22 protein-coding genes and 1 pseudogene are annotated in these 22,943 nt (G+C 64.1%); 14 read left to right on the top strand and 9 right to left on the bottom strand.

Annotated elements, in window-relative coordinates; translation table 11 throughout:
- Nucleotides 1-210: 210 nt before the first annotated feature.
- The 3 genes from panC to EFR00_RS27140 all read left to right on the top strand — a co-directional run bounded on the left by panC (nucleotide 211) and on the right by EFR00_RS27140 (nucleotide 3,524).
- A complete protein-coding gene (gene panC, locus EFR00_RS27150; protein ID WP_009995656.1) occupies nucleotides 211-1,128 on the top strand; it encodes a pantoate--beta-alanine ligase in 918 nt (305 codons plus the stop codon).
- Nucleotides 1,125-1,946 (top strand): 3-methyl-2-oxobutanoate hydroxymethyltransferase, encoded by an 822-nt coding sequence (panB, locus tag EFR00_RS27145; protein WP_077988922.1) that lies wholly within the window; start codon nucleotides 1,125-1,127, stop codon nucleotides 1,944-1,946. Before panC ends, panB begins: the two co-directional genes overlap by 4 nt.
- Before the next feature lie 177 nt (nucleotides 1,947-2,123).
- A complete protein-coding gene (locus EFR00_RS27140; RefSeq protein WP_225882576.1) occupies nucleotides 2,124-3,524 on the top strand; it encodes a pilus assembly protein TadG-related protein in 1,401 nt (466 codons plus the stop codon).
- On the opposite strand, the gene EFR00_RS27135 is transcribed toward EFR00_RS27140, so the two are convergent.
- Nucleotides 3,514-4,452 (bottom strand): hydrogen peroxide-inducible genes activator, encoded by a 939-nt coding sequence (locus EFR00_RS27135; RefSeq protein WP_077988924.1) that lies wholly within the window; start codon nucleotides 4,450-4,452, stop codon nucleotides 3,514-3,516. The genes EFR00_RS27140 and EFR00_RS27135 overlap by 11 nt on opposite strands.
- 144 nt (nucleotides 4,453-4,596) lie before the next feature.
- Between EFR00_RS27135 and katG the strand changes: the two genes are divergently transcribed.
- Together katG and EFR00_RS27125 are read left to right on the top strand one after the other, a co-directional pair.
- Entirely contained in the window at nucleotides 4,597-6,783 is a 2,187-nt protein-coding gene (gene katG, locus EFR00_RS27130) for a catalase/peroxidase HPI (protein ID WP_077988941.1), read from the top strand.
- 451 nt (nucleotides 6,784-7,234) lie between these two features.
- Nucleotides 7,235-7,960, top strand: a complete 726-nt coding sequence (locus EFR00_RS27125; protein ID WP_077988925.1) for an SDR family oxidoreductase — start codon at nucleotides 7,235-7,237, stop codon at nucleotides 7,958-7,960.
- Between the two features lie 81 nt (nucleotides 7,961-8,041).
- Here the strand turns inward: EFR00_RS27125 and EFR00_RS27120 are convergent, their stop codons facing one another.
- The 4 genes from EFR00_RS27120 to EFR00_RS27105 all read right to left on the bottom strand — a co-directional run bounded on the left by EFR00_RS27120 (nucleotide 8,042) and on the right by EFR00_RS27105 (nucleotide 10,235).
- Complete coding sequence (locus EFR00_RS27120; protein ID WP_077988926.1) at nucleotides 8,042-8,446, bottom strand: type II toxin-antitoxin system VapC family toxin; 405 nt, start codon at nucleotides 8,444-8,446, stop codon at nucleotides 8,042-8,044.
- The gene (locus EFR00_RS27115; protein WP_077988927.1) at nucleotides 8,443-8,703 is read right to left on the bottom strand and encodes an antitoxin; all 261 of its coding nucleotides are present in this window, start codon (nucleotides 8,701-8,703) and stop codon (nucleotides 8,443-8,445) included. The genes EFR00_RS27120 and EFR00_RS27115 overlap by 4 nt, the downstream gene beginning before the upstream one ends.
- An 81-nt stretch (nucleotides 8,704-8,784) precedes the next feature.
- Nucleotides 8,785-9,336, bottom strand: coding sequence for a DUF3299 domain-containing protein (locus EFR00_RS27110; RefSeq protein ID WP_009989453.1), 552 nt, complete (start codon nucleotides 9,334-9,336; stop codon nucleotides 8,785-8,787).
- Nucleotides 9,337-9,779: 443 nt separating this feature from the next.
- Entirely contained in the window at nucleotides 9,780-10,235 is a 456-nt protein-coding gene (locus tag EFR00_RS27105) for an SgcJ/EcaC family oxidoreductase (protein ID WP_077988928.1), read from the bottom strand.
- Nucleotides 10,236-10,473: 238 nt separating this feature from the next.
- Here EFR00_RS27105 and EFR00_RS27100 point away from each other — a divergent pair, with 238 nt between their 5' ends.
- From EFR00_RS27100 to EFR00_RS27085, 4 genes are all read left to right on the top strand, one after another.
- Complete coding sequence (locus EFR00_RS27100) at nucleotides 10,474-11,553, top strand: sensor histidine kinase (RefSeq protein WP_077988929.1); 1,080 nt, start codon at nucleotides 10,474-10,476, stop codon at nucleotides 11,551-11,553.
- Complete coding sequence (locus EFR00_RS27095; protein WP_040141498.1) at nucleotides 11,550-12,209, top strand: response regulator; 660 nt, start codon at nucleotides 11,550-11,552, stop codon at nucleotides 12,207-12,209. The genes EFR00_RS27100 and EFR00_RS27095 overlap by 4 nt, the downstream gene beginning before the upstream one ends.
- Entirely contained in the window at nucleotides 12,206-14,122 is a 1,917-nt protein-coding gene (locus EFR00_RS27090; RefSeq protein WP_077988930.1) for a sensor histidine kinase, read from the top strand. Before EFR00_RS27095 ends, EFR00_RS27090 begins: the two co-directional genes overlap by 4 nt.
- A gap of 141 nt (nucleotides 14,123-14,263) precedes the next feature.
- Complete coding sequence (locus EFR00_RS27085; protein ID WP_009994873.1) at nucleotides 14,264-14,731, top strand: response regulator; 468 nt, start codon at nucleotides 14,264-14,266, stop codon at nucleotides 14,729-14,731.
- 41 nt (nucleotides 14,732-14,772) lie between these two features.
- Here EFR00_RS27085 and EFR00_RS27080 read toward each other — a convergent pair.
- Together EFR00_RS27080 and EFR00_RS27075 are read right to left on the bottom strand one after the other, a co-directional pair.
- A pseudogene (locus EFR00_RS27080) lies at nucleotides 14,773-15,344 on the bottom strand (pyridoxamine 5'-phosphate oxidase family protein).
- 14 nt (nucleotides 15,345-15,358) lie between these two features.
- Nucleotides 15,359-16,063, bottom strand: coding sequence for an SDR family oxidoreductase (locus tag EFR00_RS27075; protein WP_077988931.1), 705 nt, complete (start codon nucleotides 16,061-16,063; stop codon nucleotides 15,359-15,361).
- Nucleotides 16,064-16,169: 106 nt separating this feature from the next.
- Here EFR00_RS27075 and EFR00_RS27070 point away from each other — a divergent pair, with 106 nt between their 5' ends.
- On the top strand, nucleotides 16,170-17,045 hold the full coding sequence (locus EFR00_RS27070) for a LysR substrate-binding domain-containing protein (protein WP_077988932.1): 876 nt from the start codon (nucleotides 16,170-16,172) through the stop codon (nucleotides 17,043-17,045).
- A gap of 43 nt (nucleotides 17,046-17,088) precedes the next feature.
- Here the strand turns inward: EFR00_RS27070 and EFR00_RS27065 are convergent, their stop codons facing one another.
- Nucleotides 17,089-17,433 (bottom strand): nuclear transport factor 2 family protein, encoded by a 345-nt coding sequence (locus EFR00_RS27065; protein ID WP_009989094.1) that lies wholly within the window; start codon nucleotides 17,431-17,433, stop codon nucleotides 17,089-17,091.
- A gap of 256 nt (nucleotides 17,434-17,689) precedes the next feature.
- On the opposite strand from EFR00_RS27065, the gene EFR00_RS27060 reads away from it, so the two are divergent.
- Nucleotides 17,690-18,061, top strand: a complete 372-nt coding sequence (locus EFR00_RS27060; protein WP_040142348.1) for a winged helix-turn-helix transcriptional regulator — start codon at nucleotides 17,690-17,692, stop codon at nucleotides 18,059-18,061.
- A gap of 394 nt (nucleotides 18,062-18,455) precedes the next feature.
- Here the strand turns inward: EFR00_RS27060 and EFR00_RS27055 are convergent, their stop codons facing one another.
- A complete protein-coding gene (locus EFR00_RS27055) occupies nucleotides 18,456-19,424 on the bottom strand; it encodes a zinc-dependent alcohol dehydrogenase family protein (RefSeq protein WP_077988943.1) in 969 nt (322 codons plus the stop codon).
- Between the two features lie 54 nt (nucleotides 19,425-19,478).
- Between EFR00_RS27055 and EFR00_RS27050 the strand changes: the two genes are divergently transcribed.
- The 3 genes from EFR00_RS27050 to EFR00_RS27040 are packed head-to-tail and all read left to right on the top strand — an operon-like array spanning nucleotide 19,479 to nucleotide 22,593.
- Complete coding sequence (locus EFR00_RS27050) at nucleotides 19,479-19,895, top strand: acyl-CoA thioesterase (RefSeq protein WP_009988151.1); 417 nt, start codon at nucleotides 19,479-19,481, stop codon at nucleotides 19,893-19,895.
- Nucleotides 19,896-19,898: 3 nt separating this feature from the next.
- Nucleotides 19,899-21,422, top strand: a complete 1,524-nt coding sequence (locus tag EFR00_RS27045) for a class I adenylate-forming enzyme family protein (RefSeq protein WP_077988934.1) — start codon at nucleotides 19,899-19,901, stop codon at nucleotides 21,420-21,422.
- Complete coding sequence (locus EFR00_RS27040; RefSeq protein ID WP_077988935.1) at nucleotides 21,400-22,593, top strand: thiolase family protein; 1,194 nt, start codon at nucleotides 21,400-21,402, stop codon at nucleotides 22,591-22,593. Before EFR00_RS27045 ends, EFR00_RS27040 begins: the two co-directional genes overlap by 23 nt.
- Nucleotides 22,594-22,943 lie beyond the last annotated feature (350 nt).

Below are 22,943 nucleotides of genomic sequence, written 5' to 3'. Positions count from 1 at the left end.
TGATGGTATATTGACGGACAGGCCAATAACGCCGCGGCCCGCACATTGCCAGCCCGCGGCAAGCTTCCATTTCCGGGCGGATATAGGTTCGGCCTTATCGGTCTGCCAATCCCATATAATCGTTTTTATCGCGGAATGTGCATTGACCTCCGGCATCGATTACACTTCTTATCCGCGCCCAAGAAGAATGACCGGCCGCGGGGAGGATATATGCGGGTTTTCTCGAGCATTGAAGAGCTGCGGCACACGCTCGATGCGCTGAAGCGGCAGGGGCGGACCGTCGGCCTGGTTCCGACGATGGGTTATCTCCATGCCGGTCATATGCAGCTTGTCGCGCGTGCCCGCGCCGAGAACGACATCGTCGTCGTCTCGATTTTCGTCAATCCACTGCAGTTCGGCCCGGCGGAAGATCTCAGCAAATATCCGCGCGATCTCGAGCGCGACGGCGCCATGCTCAAGCAGGCGGGCGTCAATTTCCTCTTCGCGCCCGGCGTCGAGGATATGTACCCGCGTCCAATGAAGACGGTCGTCGACGTTCCCGATCTCGGCCGCGAGCTCGAAGGCGCGGTTAGGCCCGGCCATTTCGCCGGCGTCGCCACCGTCGTTTCCAAGCTGTTCAATATCATCCAGCCGCAGACCGCTTACTTCGGAGAGAAGGACTACCAGCAGGTCGTCATCATCAAGCGAATGGTGGACGATCTCGCCGTGCCGGTGCGTGTCATTGCCGTGCCGACGGTGCGCGACAGCGACGGCCTCGCCTTTTCGTCGCGCAACGTCTATCTCAGCCCCGACGAACGCCGCGCGGCCGTGATCGTCCCTCAGACGCTCGACGAGGCAGAACGCCTGGTCGCTGAAGGCCTGTCGGATGCCGCGGAGCTCGAGGCAAAGCTCACCGCCTTCATCGGCCGCGAACCCCTGGCGAAGGCCGAGGTTGTCGCCGTCAGGGATGCCTCGACGCTCGCCCCGGTCGCTTCCATCGAAGAACCCGTCGTCGTGGCGCTCTTCATTAGGATCGGAACGACGCGGCTTCTCGACAATCGTGTGATCCGCAGCCGAGGCCCCGGGGACACTAAAATTGTCCGGGACAACCGCATGAGCGGGCAATCCGGAAAGGGAGTGAGCAGATGAGTGCGGTCGGATCCCAGAAGCGTTTTACCCCAGCCCGCATCTCAGCCATGAAGGGCGGCAAACCGATTGTCTGCCTGACCGCCTACACCACGCCGATGACGCGGCTGCTCGATGAGCATTGCGACCTGCTGCTGGTCGGGGATTCGCTCGGCATGGTGCTCTACGGCATGGAGACCACCATCGGCGTCACGCTCGACATGATGATCGCCCACGGCAAGGCGGTGATGCGCGGCGTCGCCAAGGCCTGCGTCGTCGTCGACATGCCGTTCGGCAGCTACCAAGAATCGAAAGAGGTTGCGTTCCGCAACGCGGTGCGCATCCTGCAGGAAACCGGCTGCGACGCCGTCAAGCTGGAAGGCGGCGAGGAGATGGCCGAGACCATCGCCTTCCTGACGAAGCGCGGGATTCCGGTCATGGGGCATATCGGGCTGATGCCGCAGCAGGTTCAGACCGCCGGCGGCTATCGCTCCGTCGGGCACTCCGAACACGAGACTTCGAAGATCCGGCGCGACGCGCATGCCATTGGCGGCTCGGGCGCCTTTGCCGTCGTCATCGAGGGCACGGTGGAACCGCTCGCTCGCGAGGTGACCTCTGCCATGCATATACCGACCATCGGCATCGGCGCCTCCGCCGCCTGCGACGGCCAGGTTCTGGTTTCTGACGACATTCTGGGGCTCTTCAACGATTTCACGCCACGTTTCGTCAAGCGTTACGACGAGCTCGGCAAAAGAGTTGCGGATGCCGCCGCCGCCTATGCTGGCGAGGTGCGCACGCGGAAATTCCCGGCAGCCGAACACACGTTCAAACGCCGCTCGTAAGGCGAGGGCGCCCGCCCTTCAAACGCGCGGGATATCCACAATCAGAGCCGGTTGTACGATTCGCGTCGGAAAATGCCCCCTGCCGCTCCCGCGCGGCGGGGCGTTTCCATGTCGTTAAGTTTGCCGCCATAGCGCTGCTCGAAACCAAAGAGAGATCTGAATTTCGAGCCGATGCCTATGCCCCCTCGTTTGTCCTTCCTCTCCCGCCTGATCGATGATCGCGACGGGGCCGTCGCGATCATCGTCATCCTGGTCGCCGTACCCATGCTTCTCGCGGTCGGCGCATCCATCGACTACATCAGAGCCTATAATGGCCGGACGGAGCTGCAAGCGGCCGCGGATTCGGCCGTGCTCGCGGCCGCCGCCAAATACAAGTCCGGCATGCCGGAAGCGACGATAGCGAAGACGATCAACGCCTTCCTGTCGGCGAATGGCGAGTTCGAGACCGCCGTCGCCGGCAAGCCGCAGGTGGCGAGCGACGAGTCGGAACTGTGCCTCGACGTGGCGGACGCCGTGCCCACCACCTTCATGAAACTGGCCAATATCCAGTCCGTTCCGATCAGCATCCGGTCCTGTGCGGCTTTGCCGGGAGTAAAGCAGTTGGAGATCGCGCTGGTGCTCGACGTGTCGAGCTCGATGATCGAGGAGAACCGCTTCACGCCGATGCAGACCGCGGTCGCCGGCTTTCTCCAGGCCTTTTCCTCCAACACATCGCTCGTCGACAAAACCAAGATATCGATCGTGCCCTTTTCCAGCCGCGTCAATTTCGGCCTGGCAAACACGGCATGGCTCAAATCCTATAATGGAACGGCTGCGGTTCCCAAGCGCTGGACCGACCCCGAATCGGTCTACACCTCCTCCAGCTACAAGCTCTCTTACTGGATCGACGGCGTCACGCCTGTCATGTCCACCTCGAAGAATTACTACTGGATGGGCTGCATCGAGCCACGTGCCGACGTCGAGGTCAGGGATACCGGTGCGATCGGTGACGGCATGGGCGACGCGCCGCCTAGTACCTCCGCCTTCGTCGCCATGGACGCCAATCCCAAATCGGGAACGAGTTTTTGCCCGCCACCGGTCACGCCGCTGACCGGCGACTTCGCCTATCTTAAAAGCGTCGTGAAGAACCTCACATCCGAAGGCTCCACCCGGCTGGATGCAGGCGTGGTCGCGGGATGGTATACACTGTCGCCGAAATGGCAGGGCGTGTGGGGAGACCAATCCTCACCCGCACCCGTCTCCGATTCCGTGCATAAGGTCATGGTGTTCATGACCGATGGCGAAATGAACACCAAATACGACCCCAACGACAAGTTCGACTGGATCTGCTCGCAAACTCAATCGTCGGCGTGCAACGCATTCGCCACCGCCGCGATGCAGACCGCGTGCACAGCGATGAAGAAGAGCGGCATCGAAATCTATACGCTTTCCTACAGCGCCGATGCCGATGTGGTGAACATCCGCAACTGCGCCACCAACACCGCACATTTCTTCACCGCATCACCGGCGACGATCAAGACCGTCTATGAAACGATCGCGGCGGCCATTCGCGGCGATACATTGCGGCTCACGCAGTAATCGCGAACGCTGCCGCCCCATCGGCATATTGCCCGCGCATCGTCTCCGCCGACCGGCGCACCACCTCGGCGACCTCCTGCAGCTGCTTGGCCATCGGCGTGGAGTTGCGCCAGACCATGCCGATGGTTCGCGATGGCTGGGGTGACGGGAAGCGGGAGATCGAGACGTGGGCCGAGCGCGTTTCGACGGGAACGGCCATCTCCGGGATCAGGGTGACGCCAATGCCGGCGCCGACCATCTGGACGAGGGTAGAGAGCGAGCTGCCTTCCATGATTTCCCGCGGGCGGGCCGGCCCGACCTTGCAGAAAGACAGGGCCTGGTCGCGGAAGCAGTGGCCCTCTTCGAGCAGCAGCAGCCGCATTTCGCGCAACACCTCGCGTTCGGGCACCGGCTTGCCGCCATCCTCGTGCCGTCTGACCAGCACGAATTCTTCCTTGAACAGCTCGAGCTCGGTCAGCGAGGGTTCAGACACGGGCAGCGCGACGATCGCCATATCCAGCTGGCCCTGCGCCAGTTCCTGAACCAGCTTGGCCGTCTGCGTCTCGCGCACCTCGATCTGAATCCCCGCGAAGCTTTTGTTGAGATCGTTTATAATCGCCGGCAGCAGATAGGGTGCGATCGTCGGGATGATGCCGATACGCAGGCGCGTCAGGAAGCTGTCGCGGGAGGCGCGGGCAAACTCGCCGAGCTCGTCCACGGCGCGCAGGATATCGCGGACGCGTAGCGCAAAGCTCTGGCCGAAAGGGGTAAGCTTCACCTCGCGGGCGCTGCGCTCGAAGAGTTCGCTGCCCAATTCCTGCTCAAGTTCTTTGATCTGCATGGAGAGCGCCGGCTGGGAGATGGCGCAGGCATCGGCGGCACGGCGAAAGCGGCCATCCCTTGCCAGGGCTTCAAAATAACGTAGCTGTTTCAGGGTAAGATTTTTCATAAGTTCAACTTATCGCAGCAATCAGTAAATCCAACTTAAAATTATAGAACGCTTCCGATATGAAGACTGCAAGGGAGAGAGTGGGGCGCCAGCTCGGCTCATCTTATTGAACCGCAGACAGATCAAGCAATGAAGGAGACGATCATGGACAACCCCACTGACACCGCAGGCAAATGTCCTGTGGCCCATGGCAATACGCCGCGCGGCCGAGCCAATCGTGACTGGTGGCCGAGCCAGCTGAATGTGCAGATTCTTCATCACAATTCCGGCCGCGCCGATCCGATGGGCAAGGATTTCGACTATGCCGAGGAGTTCAAGAAGCTCGATCTCGACGCGCTGAAGAAGGATCTCACCGCGCTGATGACCGATTCGCAGGATTGGTGGCCGGCCGACTTCGGCCATTATGGCGGCCTCTTCATCCGCATGGCTTGGCACAGCGCCGGCACCTACCGCATCACCGACGGGCGCGGCGGCGCCGGCCAGGGCCAGCAGCGTTTCGCGCCGCTGAACAGCTGGCCGGACAATGCCAACCTCGACAAGGCCCGCCGCCTGCTGTGGCCGATCAAGCAGAAATACGGCAACCGCATCTCCTGGGCCGACCTTCTGATCCTCACCGGCAACGTCGCGCTCGAATCCATGGGCTTCAAGACCTTCGGTTTCGCCGGCGGCCGCGCTGACGTCTGGGAGCCGGAAGAGCTCTACTGGGGTCCCGAGGGCACCTGGCTCGGCGACGAGCGCTACAGCGGCGAACGGCAGCTCGCCGAGCCGCTCGGCGCCGTGCAGATGGGCCTCATCTACGTCAACCCGGAAGGACCGGGCGGCAATCCCGATCCGCTCGCTTCGGCGCGCGACATCCGCGAAACCTTCGCCCGCATGGCGATGAACGACGAGGAAACCGTAGCGCTGATCGCCGGCGGCCACACCTTCGGCAAGACTCATGGCGCCGGCGACCCGTCCTTCATCGGCGCCGAGCCGGAAGGCGGCGCGATCGAGGATCAGGGCCTCGGCTGGAAGAGCTCGTTCGGCACCGGCGTCGGCAAGGACGCCATCACCGCCGGTCTCGAAGTCACCTGGTCACAGACGCCGACCAAGTGGAGCAACTACTTCTTCGAAAACCTGTTCGCCTTTGAATGGGAGCTAACGAAGAGCCCGGCCGGCGCGCATCAGTGGCAGGCCAAGAACGCCGAAGCCTCCATTCCGGATGCTTACGACACCGGCAAGAAGCATCTGCCGACCATGCTGACGAGCGACCTGGCGCTGCGTTTCGACCCGATCTACGAGAAGATCTCGCGCCGCTTCCTGGAGAATCCGGACCAGTTCGCCGACGCCTTTGCCCGCGCCTGGTTCAAGCTGACCCACCGCGACATGGGTCCGAAGGTCCGCTATCTCGGACCGGAAGTTCCGGCCGAAGACCTGATCTGGCAGGACGTGATCCCGGCCGTCGACCATCCCCTCGTCGACGACAAGGACATTGCCGAGCTGAAGGCCAGGGTTCTCGCCACCGGCCTCAGCGTCCAGGAACTGGTTTCGACCGCCTGGGCGTCGGCCTCGACCTTCCGCGGCTCCGACAAGCGCGGCGGCGCCAATGGCGCACGCATCCGCCTTGCGCCGCAGAAGGACTGGGAAGCCAACCAGCCGGCCCAGCTCGCCAAGGTGCTCAGCGTCCTCGAAGGCATTCAGAAGGACTTCAACGCCGCCCAGACCGGCGGCAAGAAGATCTCGCTCGCCGACCTGATCGTTCTCGCCGGTGCGGCCGGCGTCGAGAAGGCGGCGGCAGCGGGCGGCACCGCCGTCAGCGTGCCCTTCACGCCGGGCCGCATGGATGCCTCCGAAGCTCAGACGGATGCGCATTCCTTCGCAGCGCTCGAGCCGCGCATCGACGGCTTCCGCAACTACGTGAACAACAAGCGCCTGCAGTTCATGAAGCCGGAAGAAGCGCTCGTCGACCGCGCCCAGCTGCTGACGCTGACCGGACCCGAAATGACCGTCCTCGTCGGCGGCCTGCGTGTCCTCAAGGCCGGCCAGCCGGAACACGGCGTCTTCACCTCGCGTCCCGAAACGCTGACGAACGACTTCTTCGTCAACCTGCTCGACATGGCCACGCAGTGGGTCCCCGCCGCCGGCAAGGACGGCGTCTATGAAGGCCGCGACCGCAAGACGGGTGCTGCCAAGTGGACTGGCACCCGCGTCGACCTGATCTTCGGCTCGCACTCGCAGCTTCGCGCCTTCGCCGAAGTCTACGGCCAGGCCGACGCCAAGGAGAAGTTCGTCAAGGACTTCGTCGCCGCCTGGAACAAGGTCATGAACGCCGACCGCTTCGACCTCGTCTGATCGGTTCAGCAAATTTTTGCCCGGGCGCGGTTTCGGCCGCGCCCGGGCTTTTTTATGCGAATTCCTCGGGGCTCCGACCGTCCAAGCTTCCGATCCTCGCAGTACCTGATGGTGGTACGATGCGGGCACCACCTCTCCTCCGTCATCCCTGTGCTCGTCACAGGGATCCAGCGCGCCCAAGTCCTTGGGCGCGGGAGACTCTCTATCAACTACTTATTGAATCATTCACCGCGCCGACGCGCGGTGGCTGGATTCCTGTGACAGGCACAGGAATGACGGAGGAGAGGTGGTGCATCCGACTTCAATATCCAGTTTACGAGTGACTGGTGAGGAGTTTTGGGTTGGCCACCCGCCATTCTCTCCCGCACCGAAGCTTGCCGCCACGACGCGAACTTCTAGCCACGACCGACCCCACATGCGATAGATAATCGACGCAGCTGGAGGAGTTGATATGAACAGTTTGCAAGATAAAGTCGCAGCCATCACCGGAGCTGCTTCGGGCATTGGATTGGCGTCGGCAGAAGCGATCATCGCGGCGGGCGGCACCGTCGTGATGATCGACCGGGACGAGGCGGCGCTGAGTGCTGCCTGCCGCAGGCTGGGAGAGAAGGCGATCGCGCTGCCGCTCGACCTTCTCAAACCCGACGATTGCGCCGGTCTGCTTGACTGCATTCTCGCAAAGGTCGGTCAGCTCGACATCTTCCATGCCAATGCCGGCACCTATATCGGCGGAGATCTGGTGGAAGCGAACCTCGATGCGATCGACCGCATGCTCAATCTGAACGTCAATGTGGTCATCAAGAACGTCAGGACGGTCATGCCACACATGATCGAGAGAGGGACGGGAGACATCATCGTCACCAGTTCGGTCGCGGGCCAAGCAGCGGTTCCATGGGAGCCGGTCTATTCGCCTTCGAAGTGGGCGATGCACTGCTTCGTCCAGACCATGCGGCGGCAGCTCCTCAAGAACGGAATCCGCGTCGGATCCGTCTCGCCGGGCCCTGTCAGCAGCGCTCTGCTGAAAGATTGGCCGGAGGAGAACCTGCGCAAGGCAAAGGAGGCGGGTGCGCTGATCGAACCTCGCGACGTCGCGGAAGCCGTGCTCTTCATGCTGACCCGGCCACGCAACGTGACCATACGCGACGTGGTAATCCTGCCGAGCTCCTTCGACATCTGACACGAGACCGTATGTCCGGAGAGGGGCGCACTCCTCTCCGGACAGGTTGTCTGCGTGGGAAGCGTCCTCCCGGCGCAATTGTCAGATCGTCCAATCCTCGACATCAAGGCCATCCACGCGCCGGAACTCCCCGACATTGTTCGTGATGAGAACGAGGTCACGGGTCTTCGCCTGGGCGGCGATCAGCACATCATAGGGACCGATCGGCGTTCCCTTTGCTGCCAATGCCGCGCGGATCTCTCCCGATTCCAGCGCATCCTCGCGCTCGAAACCGACGGCGGGGAAATCCGCCATGAACAGGCGCAGGGTCTCGAGGTTGTAGGAGATTTTCGCGCTCTTATAGGCGCCGTAATAGAGCTCATGCATCACGATGGTGGAAAGCCCGATCGATCCTTCGTCGCTGTCGACCACGCGCTTCAGCAGCGCGTCGAATTTCCTGCTGATCAGCGCGATCACCGCATTGGTGTCGATAAGATGCGTGATCACTTGAACAGATCCTGAAGATCCGGCCTCTCCTCATCCTCCGGCTGCTCCCGTCCTTGCGCTAGAAAATCGTCGCTCAGACCGCGTTCGAGAGCGCTCTTCAGCGACGCCCAGCGCATGCCGGGATCGGCGCGCGGCCGCAAAATGACCGCATCGCCTTCACGCGTCACCTCCACCTGGTCGACGTCGAAGCGGAATTCCTTCGGCAGCCGGACGGCCTGCGAATTGCCGGATTGAAAGACGCGTGCATATTGCGGCATTGGTGCCTCCGCGATTTTGTATATACCGCCCAGTATATACGTGATCGGCCGCATTCGCGCAAGAAATCTCTGCAGTTTCCGCTAGCGCGGCACGACACCGAAAGGCGAAAGCGACAGCAGATCGGGGTCTTTCGTCGCTGCCGCCTTCGCCACCTCGGCATGGGCCATGCTGTAGCCGTAGGACAGGACGCGGACGCCGTCGATCATGAAGAACTGCGCCTGATCCAGGCCGGGCCGGAGCGTCCCCGTCACGGTGACGGTCTCGTAGATTTTTTCAAGGTGCAGAGGCTCCTGTGGAACGACTCGGACCAGCTGGTTGGGCGGCGGCGTGGGCATGTGGCTGCAGGCCCCGGCCCAGGGCACCAGCAGGAATTCATAGACGAGATCGCCGTCCTGATCGATCGGCAGGACGAAGCCCGTCAATTCGACCGGCTGGCCCTCCTCACGCCAGACCAGGGATTCGCCCTGAGGGCCGCTGACCGCTTTCGGCGACAGCGGAACTGTCGCCCTGGCCTGATCGGCCGGCCGCAAGGCGCTCCAGAAAATCGGCTGCGCCGCAGCGAGGACGCCGGACGCCGGCCAGGCCGCGCCGAGTGTGAGCACCGCAAACATCAGGTATCTGTGCTTCATCATCCGCATCTCCCGGGCGGCCGCTTTGCCGGCTCGCCGCTGCCCGAGGATGCTAGCCGATCCTGCCCGGCCGTCAAAGCGCTCGGGCATTTCTTCTGGCACTGCGATCTGATTTACTCGACGTCACAGAGCCACGACTATCGGCTTATACTGATAATTGCCCCTCAACCTAACCCTCTCCCCGTTTTGACGGGGCGAGGGGACGTGCCCTGCTATGGACCAGCGAGGGACGGCGGCGTTGCGGCATATCCCCTTCGCCCCGTTTACGGGGACAAGGTGGCGGCAGCCGGATGAGGGGCTCATCGATCTCCTAGACCGGGATGTCGCGCAGGTATTGAACCCTCCAAGCCCACGCATAACGAAAGGGACGCCGACAGGCATCGTCAGCAATCAAGAGATCCCGTATGGGGTGGACACGGGATCTCCCTGCCGGATCGGTCAGACCTTTACTTCTCCGGCATCATCGAGGAGTGGTGGGAGGTGATCAGCCAGTTCCCGCCCTTGAACTCATAGGTGTAAGTGTAGCGGGCGGGCACCTTGGAGCCGTCCTTCATGGTGAAGGTGTAGGTGCCGGCGTCGACGGCCCAGTTGCAGCCGGTCTTGATGGTGCGGCTGTCGATGTGGCCCTTGGGGCCCTTTTCCAGGAAGTGCTTGAAATAGTCGATCCGCTCTTCCTGGGTAAGGCGCGGCTTGTTTGCCAGCGTCGCCAGCAGCACGGAATCCTCGCTGTAGTTCTTGGCGACTTCCTCGGGATTGAGCGTCGCCAGCGAGGCGTTCCAGTGGTCGAAGAGCTTGGCGACCTGTTCTTCGCTCACCGAAGCGCAGGTCGCCGTTTCGGCCGCGTTGGCGGATTGGACCTGGACGAAACCGATGATAAGGGCGGCAGCAATGATCGTACGCATGTTTGACTTCCTTTGTGGCGGTTCCGGGCGACATCGCGTCGGTCAACCGCATGACCGATAGTTAAGCGCCGGAGCACCACGGCCCCATCTGCCGGGTGGCTTCGATCCGATCTGCCGAACGGCATAGATGACATTCCCGCCGGAATGACTATCGTGCCCCCGTCATTGATTTCTGGAGCAGCCCCCGCTGAGCACGGAGCAAACCATAGAGACGACGCACGCGCCCGATGTGGCGGAGATGAGGGCGCTTTACCGGGCGGCGGAAGCGCGGGCGGCGCGGCTGCGCTTCATCATCGAGACGCGCACCCTGCTCGATGCGCAGGCCTTCGAAACGGCCGCGCCCCAGATACTGTCGCGGCTTGCCGATTTCGCTGGCGCAACGCTTGCGACGCTGACCTTTGCCGCACCACAGGGAAAGACGCCCGCGCAGCTGACGATCGGCCGGCCGACAGGCAATGACGCGATCCTCTTTGCGTCCGAGGACGGCGCCGCTCTTTCCCTGACGCTGATCGGCCCAGCGAGGGCGCGCGCCATCGATGCCGACGACCGGCAGACGCTGGAGGTGGTGGCCGGGCAGCTCGCCGACGCCTGCAATCTCGAACGGCAGGCGGCGGAAAAGCAGGCGCTGCTCGGCGATCTCGAACTGCAGCGCAGCGAACTCGCGGCCCTCGTCGCGCAGCTGATCCAGGCGCAAGAGCAGGAGCGGCAGCGGGTGGCGCTCGATCTGCACGACGGCGCAGCACAGCTTGCCGCCGGCCTTAGTTACCGCCTGCAAGATCTGGCGGCCCGCATCGGCGAGGTGCATGCGCTGAAACCGGAGATCGATCAGCTCGCCGCACTTGCGCGCCACTCCGTCGCCGATCTTCGCGCCGCCATCGCCGATCTCCGCCCGCCCGAGCTCGACGATCTCGGCGTCGCCGCAGCACTGCGCACCCGTCTCGACGCGATCGACGGCATGGAGGTGATCGCCGATCTCGATGCCGGCGCCGACCGCTGGCCGGCCTCGACCGGGATCATCTTCTACCGCGTCGCCCAAGAGGCGATCACCAATGCTGTCAAGCACGCCGAGGCGCGCCGCCTCATCGTGCGCCTTTTCGAAGACGGCGCGGGGCAGGCCCATCTCGAAGTGATCGACGACGGCAAGGGTATCAGCGAGGCGCAGCATCCTGAGGTTCAGGGCAGGGGAGCCCGGCTCGGCATTGCCGGCATGCGCGAAAGGCTGGCGCTGCTCGGCGGCCGTTTCGAGATCTTCGCCGGCGCTTCCGGCGGCACGCATGTCCGCGCCGCAGCGCCGCTCAAGCAGGAGAGGGCGGGATGACCGCATCCATTCTCGTTGCCGACGATCACGACATCGCCCGCGCCGGCCTGATCGCCATGATAGGCGGCCAGGACGATTTCCATGTCGCCCTCGACGTGCGCGACGGCGCGGACGCGGTGGAAGCGGCAGCCCTGCACAAGCCGGATCTGGCGCTGCTCGATATCCGCATGCCCCGCATGGACGGGCTTGCCGCGACGCGGGAGATCCGGCGCGTCTCGCCGGGCACCCGCGTCATGATCATCACTATGCATGACAGCCTCGATTATCTCGAAGCGGCGATCGAGGCCGGCGCCACCGGCTATCTGCTGAAGGATGCGAGCCGCGACGACATTCTGCGCACGATCCGCCGCGTGCTTTCGGGCGACGCCTTCTTCGACGGCCCGCTGGTCGCAAGGCTGTTGAAGCGCGCCGCCACCAAGCCGCAGACTAATGCCAGCGCATTGGAAACGCTGACGGTGCGCGAGCGCGAGGTGCTGAGCAAGGTGGCCGAGGGCCTGACCAACAAGGAGATCGGCCGGGCGCTGAAGATCTCTCCCGGCACCGTGAAGATCCATGTCGAGCGCATCATCGCCAAGCTCGGCGCCGGCGACCGCACGCAGGCCGCCGTCATGGCGGTGCGCGGCGGGCTGGTGCAGACGGCGAAGGATGAGCCATGATGCCTCGCTTTGCCGACCTGCCGCTCAGGGCAAAGGGCATCGTCATCATCATGGTGCCGCTGGCGCTGCTCTTGGCCGCGCTCGCCTCGGTCTTCATCGCCGACCGGCAGAGCCGCATTGCCGAGGATCAGGTGCGTGTGACGCTGGAGATCCAGTCCGGCATTCAGGAGCTGCATGCCCTGATCGCTGAAGCGGCGACCGCCATGCGCGGTTATCTCCTGACCGGCAGGAGCGATTTTCTCGATCCATTCAACCGGGCAGAGGACAGGCTGCCCGTCGTGCTCGACGAGGTCGGCCGGCGCTTGCGCGACGAAGAGCAGAAGGCCCGCCTCGAGCGCATCCGAGCCCTGGTCGACGCCAAGTTCGACCGTCTGCAGCTCCTGAAACAGGCCGATATCCTGCGCGCCGGTGGCCGCGAGGATCTGGCCACCAAGCTCATCGAGGGCAAGCAGGTGCTCGACGTGCTGAGGCAGGAGATCGACGCGATGAACCGGCGCGAGGCCGATCTCCTCAACGCCAGAACGCAGGCGGCCGACCGGGTCCGTACCCTGTCGCGCAGCCTGATGATATCAGCCGGTTTTCTCGGCCTTGCCGGCGCGCTCGTCGCCGTTTTCCTGTTTTCGGCAAGCATCGTGCGCCGCGTGCACGCGCTGAAGGCCGAGGCGCACCGCCTCTCGCGAGGGGAAGTCGTGACATCGGCCGATCCCTTCCACGATGAGCTCGGCAATCTCGGACAGGCGCTCGCGGATGCGAGCGTGCTTCTGAAAAAGCGCGAGGCCGATCTGACCGAGAGCGAGGAGCGCTTCCGCCAGCTGGTCGAGGGCGTCAGCGATTACGGCATATTCGGGCTCGATCCGGATGGAGGGGTGGTGAGCTGGAATGCCGGCGCCGAGCGGATCACCGGCTATCAGGCCGAGGAGATTGTCGGCCAGCATTTCTCCCGCTTCTATCCCGCTGAAACCAGGGAGACGTTTCCGGGAGAAGAGCTTTCGAAGGCGGCCCTGCACGGGCGCACCGAGGCGGAAGGCTGGCGCCTGCGCAAGGACGGATCGCGCTTCTGGTCGCATGTCGTCGTCACCGCCCTCCATGACGAGACGGGGCGGCTGCGCGGCTTTTCCAAGATCACCCGCGACATTACCGAGCGCAAGCAGTTCGAGGAGGCGCTGCTTGCCGCCCGCGAAGATGCGGTGCGCGCCAGCAACGCCAAGAGCGAATTCCTGTCGCGCATGAGCCACGAGCTGCGCACGCCGCTGAATTCCGTTCTCGGTTTCGCGCAGCTTCTGGAAATGGATGTCGACGACGCCGAATCCAGGGAAAGCGTCGCGCAGATATTGCGGGCCGGCAGGCACCTACTGAGCCTGATCGACGAGGTGCTCGACATGGCACGGATCGAGGCCGGGCGCATGGATCTCACTGTCGAGCCGCAGCCCGTTGCCGAGGTGATCGAGGAAGCCGTGGCGCTCGCAAGGCCGCTCTGCGGCAAGCAGCAGATCCGCATCGAGGTCATCGAGGCCGAGCCGGATCTGACGGTGCTCGCCGACCGCCGGCGTCTCCTCCAGGTGTTCCTCAACCTGCTTTCCAATGCGGTGAAATACAATCGCCCGCAGGGCAGCGTCACCGTCAGCCACCGGGTGCTCGACGACCGCATCCGCATCGAGGTCAGCGACACCGGCCCCGGCATTCCGGCCGAGCGCGTCGCGCGCCTGTTCACCCCCTTCGACCGGCTGGGCGCCGAGCGCATCAGCCAGGATGGAACCGGCCTCGGGCTGGCGCTCTCCAGACATCTGATCGACGCCATGGGCGGCACGCTCGGCTTCAGCAACCGGGCGGGCGGCGCGACGTTCCACGTCGACCTGCCGCGCGCGCCTGCGGCGATGCGGGAGGCCGAGGCGCAAGACGTCGCGGTGCCGTAAGTTCCTCCGTCATGCTCGGCCTTGTGCCGAGCATCTGACCACGGTATTTGATTGGCAGGAAAACATTTATTTCCAGAAACTTAATTGGGCCGGCGTAGATCCTCGGCACAAGGCCGAGGATGACGTCGCGGGTTTGCGTCCATGACAGATACCACCGATATCCTGCGCGCTTCGACGATCCTGATCGTCGATGATGAGCCCGCCAATGTTTCGCTGCTGGAGCGCATCCTGAAGCGCGAAGGCTTTACGGCGCTGATCAGCACGACCGAGCCGCGCGAGGCGCTGCGGCTCTTCCGCGAGCATCCCGTCGATCTCGTGCTGCTCGACCTGATGATGCCCGATCTCGACGGCTTCGCGCTGCTGGAGACCTTCGCAAGGCTCATCCCCGACAACAGCTATCTGCCGATCCTGGTTCTGACTGCCGATGCGACCCTGCCGACGCGCCGGCGCGCGCTTTCGCTCGGCGCCAAGGATTTCCTGACCAAGCCCTTCGATGCGATCGAGGCGGTGCTGCGCATCTTCAACCTGCTCGAAACACGCATGCTGACGCTGGAACTCGCCAGGCACGGGCTGGCGACGCCGAGATCGGAACGTCCGAGGATCGATTGATCGCCCCTCCGCTCAACGTCTGAAAGCGCGGCGATTTCAGGTCAGGGATTGACCCAGCGGCGAGAGGAGAGGGCGCCGGTTTCGTCATAAGAGAACAATGCCCTGCGATTGTCCAGCTGGCGCAGCTGGAACCAGTCCAGCGTGCTGGCCCGAAAGATCAGCAGGCCGAAGCGCGCCTTTCCCTCGGCCTCATCCGCAGGCGCCGCCACTCCGATAGTTTCGAAGGCGCGCTCGTCCCCAGGCGGGCCGCCGGCATAAGTCATCCGCGTTCGCGCGGGCAGCCTGTCCCATGCGGTGCCGGCCGCTCCGCTTCCCGGCCCATGAAGCTCGACCTTTCCCTGAAGCCGAAGTTGCAACCGGCTTTCGGCGCTGAAGCCGAGGACCGTGACATGAGGGGTTGCGGAAAGCTCCCGCCATTTCGGGCTGCGCGATCCGTATGAAATTCGAGACGCCGCGCCGATCTGTCGGCCGCACGCAGCACAATCATGCGCGCCTGCGGCCTCGTCTCCGTATCGACGGAGCAGAGGTTGAGATAGCGGAAACCGGACTGCGGAACCACCGCAGCCGTTTCGAGCTTCGCCCATGCCGAGGCGTCGATATCTGGGAGATCCACCGGCCGGCTCCTGCTCAGACGGACCGGGCGATACCGCCGTCAACGCGGATGTTCTGGCCGGTGATATAGCCCGCGCCCTCGGACAGGAGGAAGGCGATGGTGGCTGCGATTTCCTCGCTTGTGCCGTAGCGGCCCATCGGAACGCTGTCGCGCCGCTCCTCTGTGGCGGGCAGGCTGTCGATCCAGCCGGGCAGGACGTTGTTCAGGCGGATGTTTTTGGCCGCATAGGTATCCGCGAAGATCTTGGTGAAGCTTGCGAGCCCCGCCCGGAAGACGGCCGAGGTCGGGAACATCGGCGAGGGTTCGAAAGCCCATGCCGTCGAGATATTGACGATGGCGCCGCCGCCCTGGCTTTCCATGATCGGCGCGACCAGGCGGATCGGGCGCACCGCGCTCAGGAAATAGACCTCCATGCCCTTGTGCCAATCCTCGTCCGAGATGTCGAGGATCGGCGCGCGCGGGCCGTGGCCGGCGGAATTGACCAGCGCGTCGATGCGCCCCCATCGCTCCATCGAGAGATCGACGAGCCGCTTCACATCGTCGTTGGACTGGTTGGAGCCGGTGACACCGACGCCGCCGAGTTCCCTTGCCAGCGCCTCGCCTTGGCCGGAGGAGGACAGAATGGCGATGTGGTAGCCGTCCGCAGCGAGTTTCCTTGCGGCTGCGGCGCCCATGCCGGATCCGCCTGCGGTGATGAGAGCGACTTTTCCTTCAGACATTGAAACCTCCCGACAGCTGATTTGCGCAGCATTATGCCAGATATGCTCTCTGCTTTCGCGCGAGAAAGAAACATGCGAGACTGTAGAAAATCTACTGGATAAGCCAATGATCCAATCCCGCCGCGCGCTGCCGCCATTGAATGCTCTGCGCGCCTTCGAGGCTTCCGGCCGCTGGCTGAATTTTCGCGCCGCCGCCGAGGAGCTCGGCGTCACACAGGGTGCGATCGCCCAGCAGGTCCGCGCGCTGGAAGATCAGCTCGGCCTCATGCTGTTCCAGCGCCTGCCCCGCGGGCTTGCGCTGACCGCGCAGGGTGCGGCCTATCTCTCCGACCTGACCCGCGCCTTCGATATGCTGGGCGAAGCGACCGGACGGCTTCTCGCGCGGCCGGAAACCGTGACGATCAGCGTCACCCCGACCGTCGCCGCCAAGCTTTTGATCCCGCGCCTCGCCGAGCTCTACAGCGCCCTTCCCGACGTGGATCTGAGGACGGTCGCCACCGAGACGCTGTCGGATTTCGACCGCGACCAGGTGGATATCGCCGTGCGCCTGACCAGCCAGGCTTTCCCGGCGGCGCTGGAGGCAAGGCTGCTGTTCCGTCAGGAACTGGTCGCGGTGGCGAGTCCGCATCTGGTCAAGGACCTTACCCTTCCGTTGAGCGGCGAAGAGCTTTGCAAGCTGCCGCTCCTGCATGACTCGCACGACCGCTGGGGCGTGTTCCTCGGATTCCGGGAGAAGCTGCCGGGCGCGGCCTTCAACCACACGACACTGGCACTGGATGCAGCACTTGCCGGCCAGGGGGTGGTGCTAGCCTGCCGGGCTTTCGTGGCGGCCGATCTCGAGGCCGGGCGGTTGGTGCAGGTGACGGATGCCACAGCGACCATCGGACCCGATTACTTTCTCGTCCGCAAACGCTCATCATCGCCGCGAAAGGCCGTGGACGCGGTGTGGGACTGGTGCGCGACGCGTCTGTCGCTCGCCTGACTGCCTGGTGATCGAGGCCGGCCATGAGCCGGCCCCATAATTTTCAGAACATGGTGTTCTTGTTGGCGGCCTCTTTCGGAACCGCCTGGATCACATCCCAGTGCTCGACGATCTTGCCGTCCTTGACGCGGAAAATATCGACGATCGCCTGGCCGCGATCGTCGGTGCCGTTCGTCGCATGTACATGCAGCCAGACGAGATCGCCATCGGCCGAACTGCGGACGATCTTGGCCTTCGATTGAGGATTGTCCTTAAAAAAGCCGGTGAAGAAGGAAACGAGAGGCTTCTTGCCATCCGGAACCTCGGGATTGTGCTGCCGGTACTCGTCCGCGACCACTGCGGCGGCCTCGATATCATGGATGTTGAAGAAGCGGTCGTAGAACTCCACCACCAGCTTCCGGTTGGCTTCCTCGGCCTTTAACCCGAGAGGCGGCGAAGGCGCCGGAAGGCATGGCGATGCCTGCCAGAATGGCGAGTGCGCAAAGGGATTTCCCGAATGTCATGCATCAATCTCCTTGGTATGAATCCGCGATCTAGTCTAAGAAACGGACTATAATGCTTGGTCTAGGACAGCGCGAAATGCCCGGCAAGAAGGCAGTTTTCAGTGCCGAGGTCAGCGCGCGATGACCGGAAAGGAGGAAGCCATGCCCTCGAAAACCGATCGGGCAGGAGAGCGGCCCGGGGCAGGATGCCCGATCAGGGGCGTGCTCGACCGCATCGGCGATCAGTGGAGCCTGCTGACGCTCGAGGCGCTGGAAACCGAGAAAAAGCGCTTCAACGAGCTGCTGCGCGAGATCGGCGACATCTCCAAGCAGATGCTCTCCAAGACGCTGCGGCATCTGGAGCAGGACGGCTATATTAGGCGCACCGTCTATCCCGAAGTGCCGCCGCGCGTGGAATATGAGCTGACGGAACTCGGCCGATCCTTCCTCATCCCGATGAAGGCCCTGGTCGGCTGGGCCGAGCAGAACCATTCCGAGATCATTCGATCGCGGCTACGGCATGAAACTGAGTAGGTTTGAATAGAGGCAAGAAGCAAGATCGGAGCGTGTCCTTCGAGGCTCCGGCCTTCGACCTGCGCACCTCAGGATGAGGGAGGTTGGTGGATGCCGCGCCGACAACAGCGGACGTTGATGGATGCCGCGACCTCTCTCCGACCTCATCCTGAGGTGCCCCGCAGGGGCCTCGAAGGACGAGAAGCGCGGTCGGAGCGCGTCCTTCGAGGCTCCGGCCTTTGGCCTGCGCGCCTCAGGATGAGGAAGGTTGGCGGGTGCCCCGCCGGCAACAACGGGCGTTGGAGATGCCGCGACCTCTCTCCGCCCTCATCCTGAGGTGCCCCGCAGGGGCCTCGAAGGACGAGGTCGGCCACCAGGGGCTAGGCGCAAGAAGCAAGGTCGGAGCGTGGCCCCCTCAAGCCAGCAGCACCTTGCCGCCAGTCCGGAAGGGAAGGGCAGCTTGCAGCGCCTCGCCGATCCTTTCCAGAGGAAACACCTCCCGCACCTCGGTGGCGATCACCTTTGCGGCGATCTGTGCGGTCACCTCGGAATAGGCGCGCTGGACATTATCCATGGTTTCGGAATGAACCCATTCCCGGAGATGGAAAAAGGAAAACCTGATATCGGGATGGGAGGCCCAGAAGGTATTCGGGATGCTTTGGCCCGAGAGCAGGCCATAATGCACGAAATGTCCGCCGGGCTTGAGCGCATCGGCAAGCACCGAGGCGCGCGGCCCGCCGACGCAGTCGAGCACCGCATCGAGCCCATGCCGGCCGGCGAGGCCGGCTGCCAGGTCGCTATCCTCCCTGTCGATGACAACGGTCTCGTGCCGGCCACGCAAGCGCTGGCGGGATTCCTCGCTGCGAACGATCGCCACCGGCTCGACGCCAACGGCATTCGCGAGGCCGATCAGGACCGATCCGATCGAGGAGGCAGCGGCGTTGACGGCGATGCGCATGCCCGGTCTCAGCCCGATCTTGTTGTGCAGCATCAGCCACGCCGTCATCGGGTTCACGTAGCTCGTCGCCGCCTCGAAATCGGAGAGCGCGTCCGGCACGCGCAGGCACCAGCTGGGGTCGGTGTCCTTGAATTCCTGCCACCCGCCGGCGCTGCGCACCGGCAACACGCGCGTTCCCAGCGGCAGTCCATAGACCGCTTCGCCGCAGGCTTCGACTACGCTGAAGGCTTCGAAGCCCGGAATGAAGGGCAGGGTCGTGCGGCCGGCATAGGCGCCTGATATGGTGATGATATCGGAAGGATTGATCGAGCGCGCCAGCAGCCGCACGCGGACGTGGTCGCGCCGCAGCGCCGGCAGCGGCGCCCGCTCGATCCCGACGACCTCCGGGGCCGGGCCGAATTTTCGCACGACCGCCTGATATTGCATTTGCATCCCCCACATGCTCGCGGTTAGAACAGCCCACCAATTTTGGATGATCGAATGAGCGTTGACGACAGGCCTTTAGCATCGTTCCGGGTCTCGATGCGAGACATCGACATCTATGGCCATGTCCACAATTCGGTCTATCTCGACTATTGCGAGGATGCCGTCGTCGAGTTCCTCAGGCACCGCGAGATCCTCGGCCACTTCCGCCACACGACCTCGGGTGTCGCCTATCACGTCAAGAAGGCGGAGATCACCTTTCACAATCCGATCGACGTCGACGATGTCGTCGAGGCGAAGGTCGCCGTCGAGAAGATCGGGCGCACCAGCCTCGCCTTTGCGATCGAACTCTTTCGCCGGCGCGACGGCGCCCATTGCGCAACGGCCGGCCTCGTCTGGGTCTGCGTCGGCCTTTCCGACAGCCGTCCGACGCCGATCCCGGAGGCGACCAGAGCCGCCTTGTCGCAGGGCTGATCCATGCCGATCCATGCAGAGCTTCTTCGACACGCCACGGAGAGACCGGACAAGCCGGCGGTGGTGATCGACGGCGGCGCGCTCGGCTACGGCGAACTTCATGCGCGCTCGCGGGCGATCTATCGCTTTCTCCAGCGGCTTCCCGGCACAAACCGCCGCACGATCGATCTGCCAGGCGTCGAGAAGCTCGTTGCGCTCAGCCTCGGCAATCATCTCGGCTTTGCCGAATATTTCGTCGCCGCCACCGCCTTGCCGAATGCCTGCGCCGTCATCGATCCGACGATGCCGGCCGAAAGGATCGAGCGCATTCTGGAGCGCCTTGCGCCCGACGTGCTTGTCGTCGACGACGAGGCGAGCGCAAGTGCGGAGATCGGCCGCCGGCTCGGCATATCGGTCGTCATCGCCGGAGCCGAGCCTTTCGATCTCACCGTACCGACAGAGGACCTGCCGGATGATGCCGGAGGCATCTTCCTGATCGGCTTCACCTCGGGCACCACGGCCGAGCCGAAAGCCTATTACCGCTCCCGCGAGCAGTGGCGCCGGAGCCTCGACCGGGGACGGCTGGTTTTCGAACTCCAGAACGCGCCCTCGACCCTCTGTCCCGGCGCCCTGGCGCATGGCCTGGCGCTTTACGCCCTGGTGGAAGCGCTCGATGCTGGGGCGACGTTTCATTCGGTGCGGAAGTGGGATGCCGGCGCGGTCGCGCGCGCCCTCGCCTCAGAAGAGATCGAACGGCTGGTCGCCGTGCCGACCCATATAGCCGGGATCGCCCGCGCATGGGCAGGCGAGCCCGCGCTCACCTGCCTGCGCGACGTGCTGACCGCCGGCGCCAAGCTGAACCTCAACGAGGTCGAGTCCATGCGCCGCCTCTTTCCCAAGGCGCGCATCCGGGAATATTACGGCGCATCCGAGATCGGTTTCATGACGGTCTCGACGCTTGCCGGCGGCGAGACCTATTTTCCGATCGACAGGGTGGGGCAGGCCTATCCCGGCGTCGCGATTACCATTCGCGATCCAGAGGAAAACGACGTCGGGACCGACGTGCCGGGCACCATCTTCGTCAACAGCGACCTGATCGCCGACGGCTATCTCTGGGGCGACGACGGCCAGTCGTTCCGGGTCACGCCGGCCGGCGCGACCGTCGGCGATCTCGGGGAGATCGACGCCAACGGCATGCTGCGGGTGATCGGCCGGGCCGGCGGCATGATGATTTCGGGCGGCAACAACGTCTATCCCGCCGAAGTCGAAAGCGCGCTGAAGACCTGCCCCGGCGTCGAGGAAGCCATCGTCTTCGGGCTGCCGGATGACTATTACGGCCAGAGGATCGTCGCCGTCGTCTCCGGGAAGGCGATCGATGCGAGAATCCTGGCGAACCATTGCGCGGGAAAGCTTGCAAGGTTCAAGATCCCCAGGCAACTCTACCAGATCGGCTCCTGGCCGATGACGAGCAGCGGCAAGATCGCCCGCGGCCAGGTGCAGGCATCGGTCATTTCGGGAGACGGCCTTGTCTTACGCCTATCAGCCTGACGAGGATTGGCAGCCGGTGGTGGTCGCCGCCTACCGCACGCCGATCGGCCGGGCCTTCGGCTCGCTTGCGACGGTCCCCTCCGAAGACCTGCTCGCGCCGATCATCCGCCGCATCCTTGCCGAGACAGGCATAGCGCCCGAAGCCATAGACGACGTGCTGGTCGGCAACGCTGCCGGCGGCGGCGGCAATATCGGCCGGCTGGCCGCCCTTTCCGCCGGACTGCCGATCGCCGTTCCCGGCGTCGCTATCGACCGGCAATGCGGCTCCGGCCTCGAAGCGATCATCATGGCCGCCCGGCTGATCCAGGCAAAGGCCGGCTCCTGTTTTCTGGCCGGCGGCGTCGAGAGCGTCAGCACCGCGCCATGGCGGGTCGAAAGGCCGAAAGCCAATGGCGCCCTGCCGCGCTTCTACGGCCGCGCCCGCTTCTCCCCCGATGCGATCGGCGACCCCGAAATGGGCGTCGCCGCCGAAAACGTCGCCCGCGCATTCGACATCACCCGCCAGAGGCAGGATGAATTCGCCCTTCGCAGCCACCGGCTCGCCGTCAAGGCGGCCGAAGGCGGCCTCTTCCGGGCGGAGACCGTCGCGATCTCCACCGGTCAAGGGCTGGTGGACCGGGACGAATGCCCACGCCCGACGACATCGCTGGAAGCGCTGGCGAGCCTCAAGCCCGTCTTCCTGGCCGATGGTTCGGTGACGGCAGGCAATGCCTGCCCTCTCAATGACGGCGGCTGCCTGGTGCTCGTCATCAGCCGCGGCATGGCGAGACACCTCGGCATCGAAAAAGGCCTCGCCATCATCGACAGCGCGGCGGCCGGCGTCGATCCCAACCTGCTCGGCATCGGTCCGGTCGTCTCGACCAAAAAGCTGCTGCAGCGCCAGCCCGATCTCGCGCTCTCCAACATCGACGCGATCGAATTCAACGAGGCTTTCGCCGCCCAGGTGCTGGCGTCGCTCGATCAGCTCGAAATCTCTCCGGATGCGGTCAACAAGGAAGGCGGCGCCATCGCACTCGGCCACCCCTTCGGCGCCTCCGGCGCGATTCTCGTTACCCGGCTATATACTCAGCTGGTGCAGAGCGGCGCTCCCGGCACAACCGGCCTCGCCATGATCGGCATCGGCGGCGGCATTGGGCTGACGGCGCTGTTCGAGGCGGTGCGGCTTTCGTGAGGGGAAGGATGCCGCAGCGTCTCGACTCCCTCTTCTCCCCAGCGGGGAGAAGGTGCCCGTAGGGCGGATGAGGGGGCCTGGGACGCAGGTTCTTCGGCAATATCCGGGCGGGCGTTCGACTGGAATGCCGGCATGGCCTTGCCGCCAATGTAGCGGAGTAGCTTAAACCGAGAGGGTTTTCCGTGCGGCCCCCTCATCCGCCTGCCGGCACCTTCTCCCCGCTGGGGACTGTTGCATAACCGGCGTTGCAGCTTGGGTCAGGCGATTGCCGTCATCTGTGCTTGCCCCGCTTCGGTGTGTGGCGGGGTGATGGTGGCTGAATTTGATGATTTGGCAGGCAGCTGGACGGA

Origin of the sequence: Rhizobium sophoriradicis, from assembly GCF_003939025.1 — a bacterium.
Classification (GTDB): Bacteria; Pseudomonadota; Alphaproteobacteria; order Rhizobiales; family Rhizobiaceae; genus Rhizobium; species Rhizobium sophoriradicis.
This window is presented reverse-complemented; position numbering and strand designations above follow the sequence as displayed.

Bases quoted from the DNA above. Each gene is read 5' to 3' on its own strand.
- EFR00_RS27115 (WP_077988927.1), bottom strand. From the start codon at position 8,703: ATGCCGCAATATGCACGCGTCTTTCAATCCGGCAATTCGCAGGCCGTC.
- EFR00_RS27090 (WP_077988930.1), top strand. From the start codon at position 12,206: ATGATGCCTCGCTTTGCCGACCTGCCGCTCAGGGCAAAGGGCATCGTC.
- EFR00_RS27085 (WP_009994873.1), top strand. From the start codon at position 14,264: ATGACAGATACCACCGATATCCTGCGCGCTTCGACGATCCTGATCGTC.
- EFR00_RS27060 (WP_040142348.1), top strand. From the start codon at position 17,690: ATGCCCTCGAAAACCGATCGGGCAGGAGAGCGGCCCGGGGCAGGATGC.
- EFR00_RS27095 (WP_040141498.1), top strand. From the start codon at position 11,550: ATGACCGCATCCATTCTCGTTGCCGACGATCACGACATCGCCCGCGCC.
- EFR00_RS27105 (WP_077988928.1), bottom strand. From the start codon at position 10,235: ATGCGTACGATCATTGCTGCCGCCCTTATCATCGGTTTCGTCCAGGTC.
- EFR00_RS27140 (WP_225882576.1), top strand. From the start codon at position 2,124: ATGCCCCCTCGTTTGTCCTTCCTCTCCCGCCTGATCGATGATCGCGAC.
- EFR00_RS27125 (WP_077988925.1), top strand. From the start codon at position 7,235: ATGAACAGTTTGCAAGATAAAGTCGCAGCCATCACCGGAGCTGCTTCG.
- EFR00_RS27070 (WP_077988932.1), top strand. From the start codon at position 16,170: ATGATCCAATCCCGCCGCGCGCTGCCGCCATTGAATGCTCTGCGCGCC.
- EFR00_RS27110 (WP_009989453.1), bottom strand. From the start codon at position 9,336: ATGATGAAGCACAGATACCTGATGTTTGCGGTGCTCACACTCGGCGCG.
- EFR00_RS27100 (WP_077988929.1), top strand. From the start codon at position 10,474: ATGAGGGCGCTTTACCGGGCGGCGGAAGCGCGGGCGGCGCGGCTGCGC.
- panC (WP_009995656.1), top strand. From the start codon at position 211: ATGCGGGTTTTCTCGAGCATTGAAGAGCTGCGGCACACGCTCGATGCG.
- EFR00_RS27075 (WP_077988931.1), bottom strand. From the start codon at position 16,063: ATGTCTGAAGGAAAAGTCGCTCTCATCACCGCAGGCGGATCCGGCATG.
- katG (WP_077988941.1), top strand. From the start codon at position 4,597: ATGGACAACCCCACTGACACCGCAGGCAAATGTCCTGTGGCCCATGGC.
- EFR00_RS27135 (WP_077988924.1), bottom strand. From the start codon at position 4,452: ATGAAAAATCTTACCCTGAAACAGCTACGTTATTTTGAAGCCCTGGCA.
- EFR00_RS27055 (WP_077988943.1), bottom strand. From the start codon at position 19,424: ATGCAATATCAGGCGGTCGTGCGAAAATTCGGCCCGGCCCCGGAGGTC.
- panB (WP_077988922.1), top strand. From the start codon at position 1,125: ATGAGTGCGGTCGGATCCCAGAAGCGTTTTACCCCAGCCCGCATCTCA.
- EFR00_RS27050 (WP_009988151.1), top strand. From the start codon at position 19,479: ATGAGCGTTGACGACAGGCCTTTAGCATCGTTCCGGGTCTCGATGCGA.
- EFR00_RS27045 (WP_077988934.1), top strand. From the start codon at position 19,899: ATGCCGATCCATGCAGAGCTTCTTCGACACGCCACGGAGAGACCGGAC.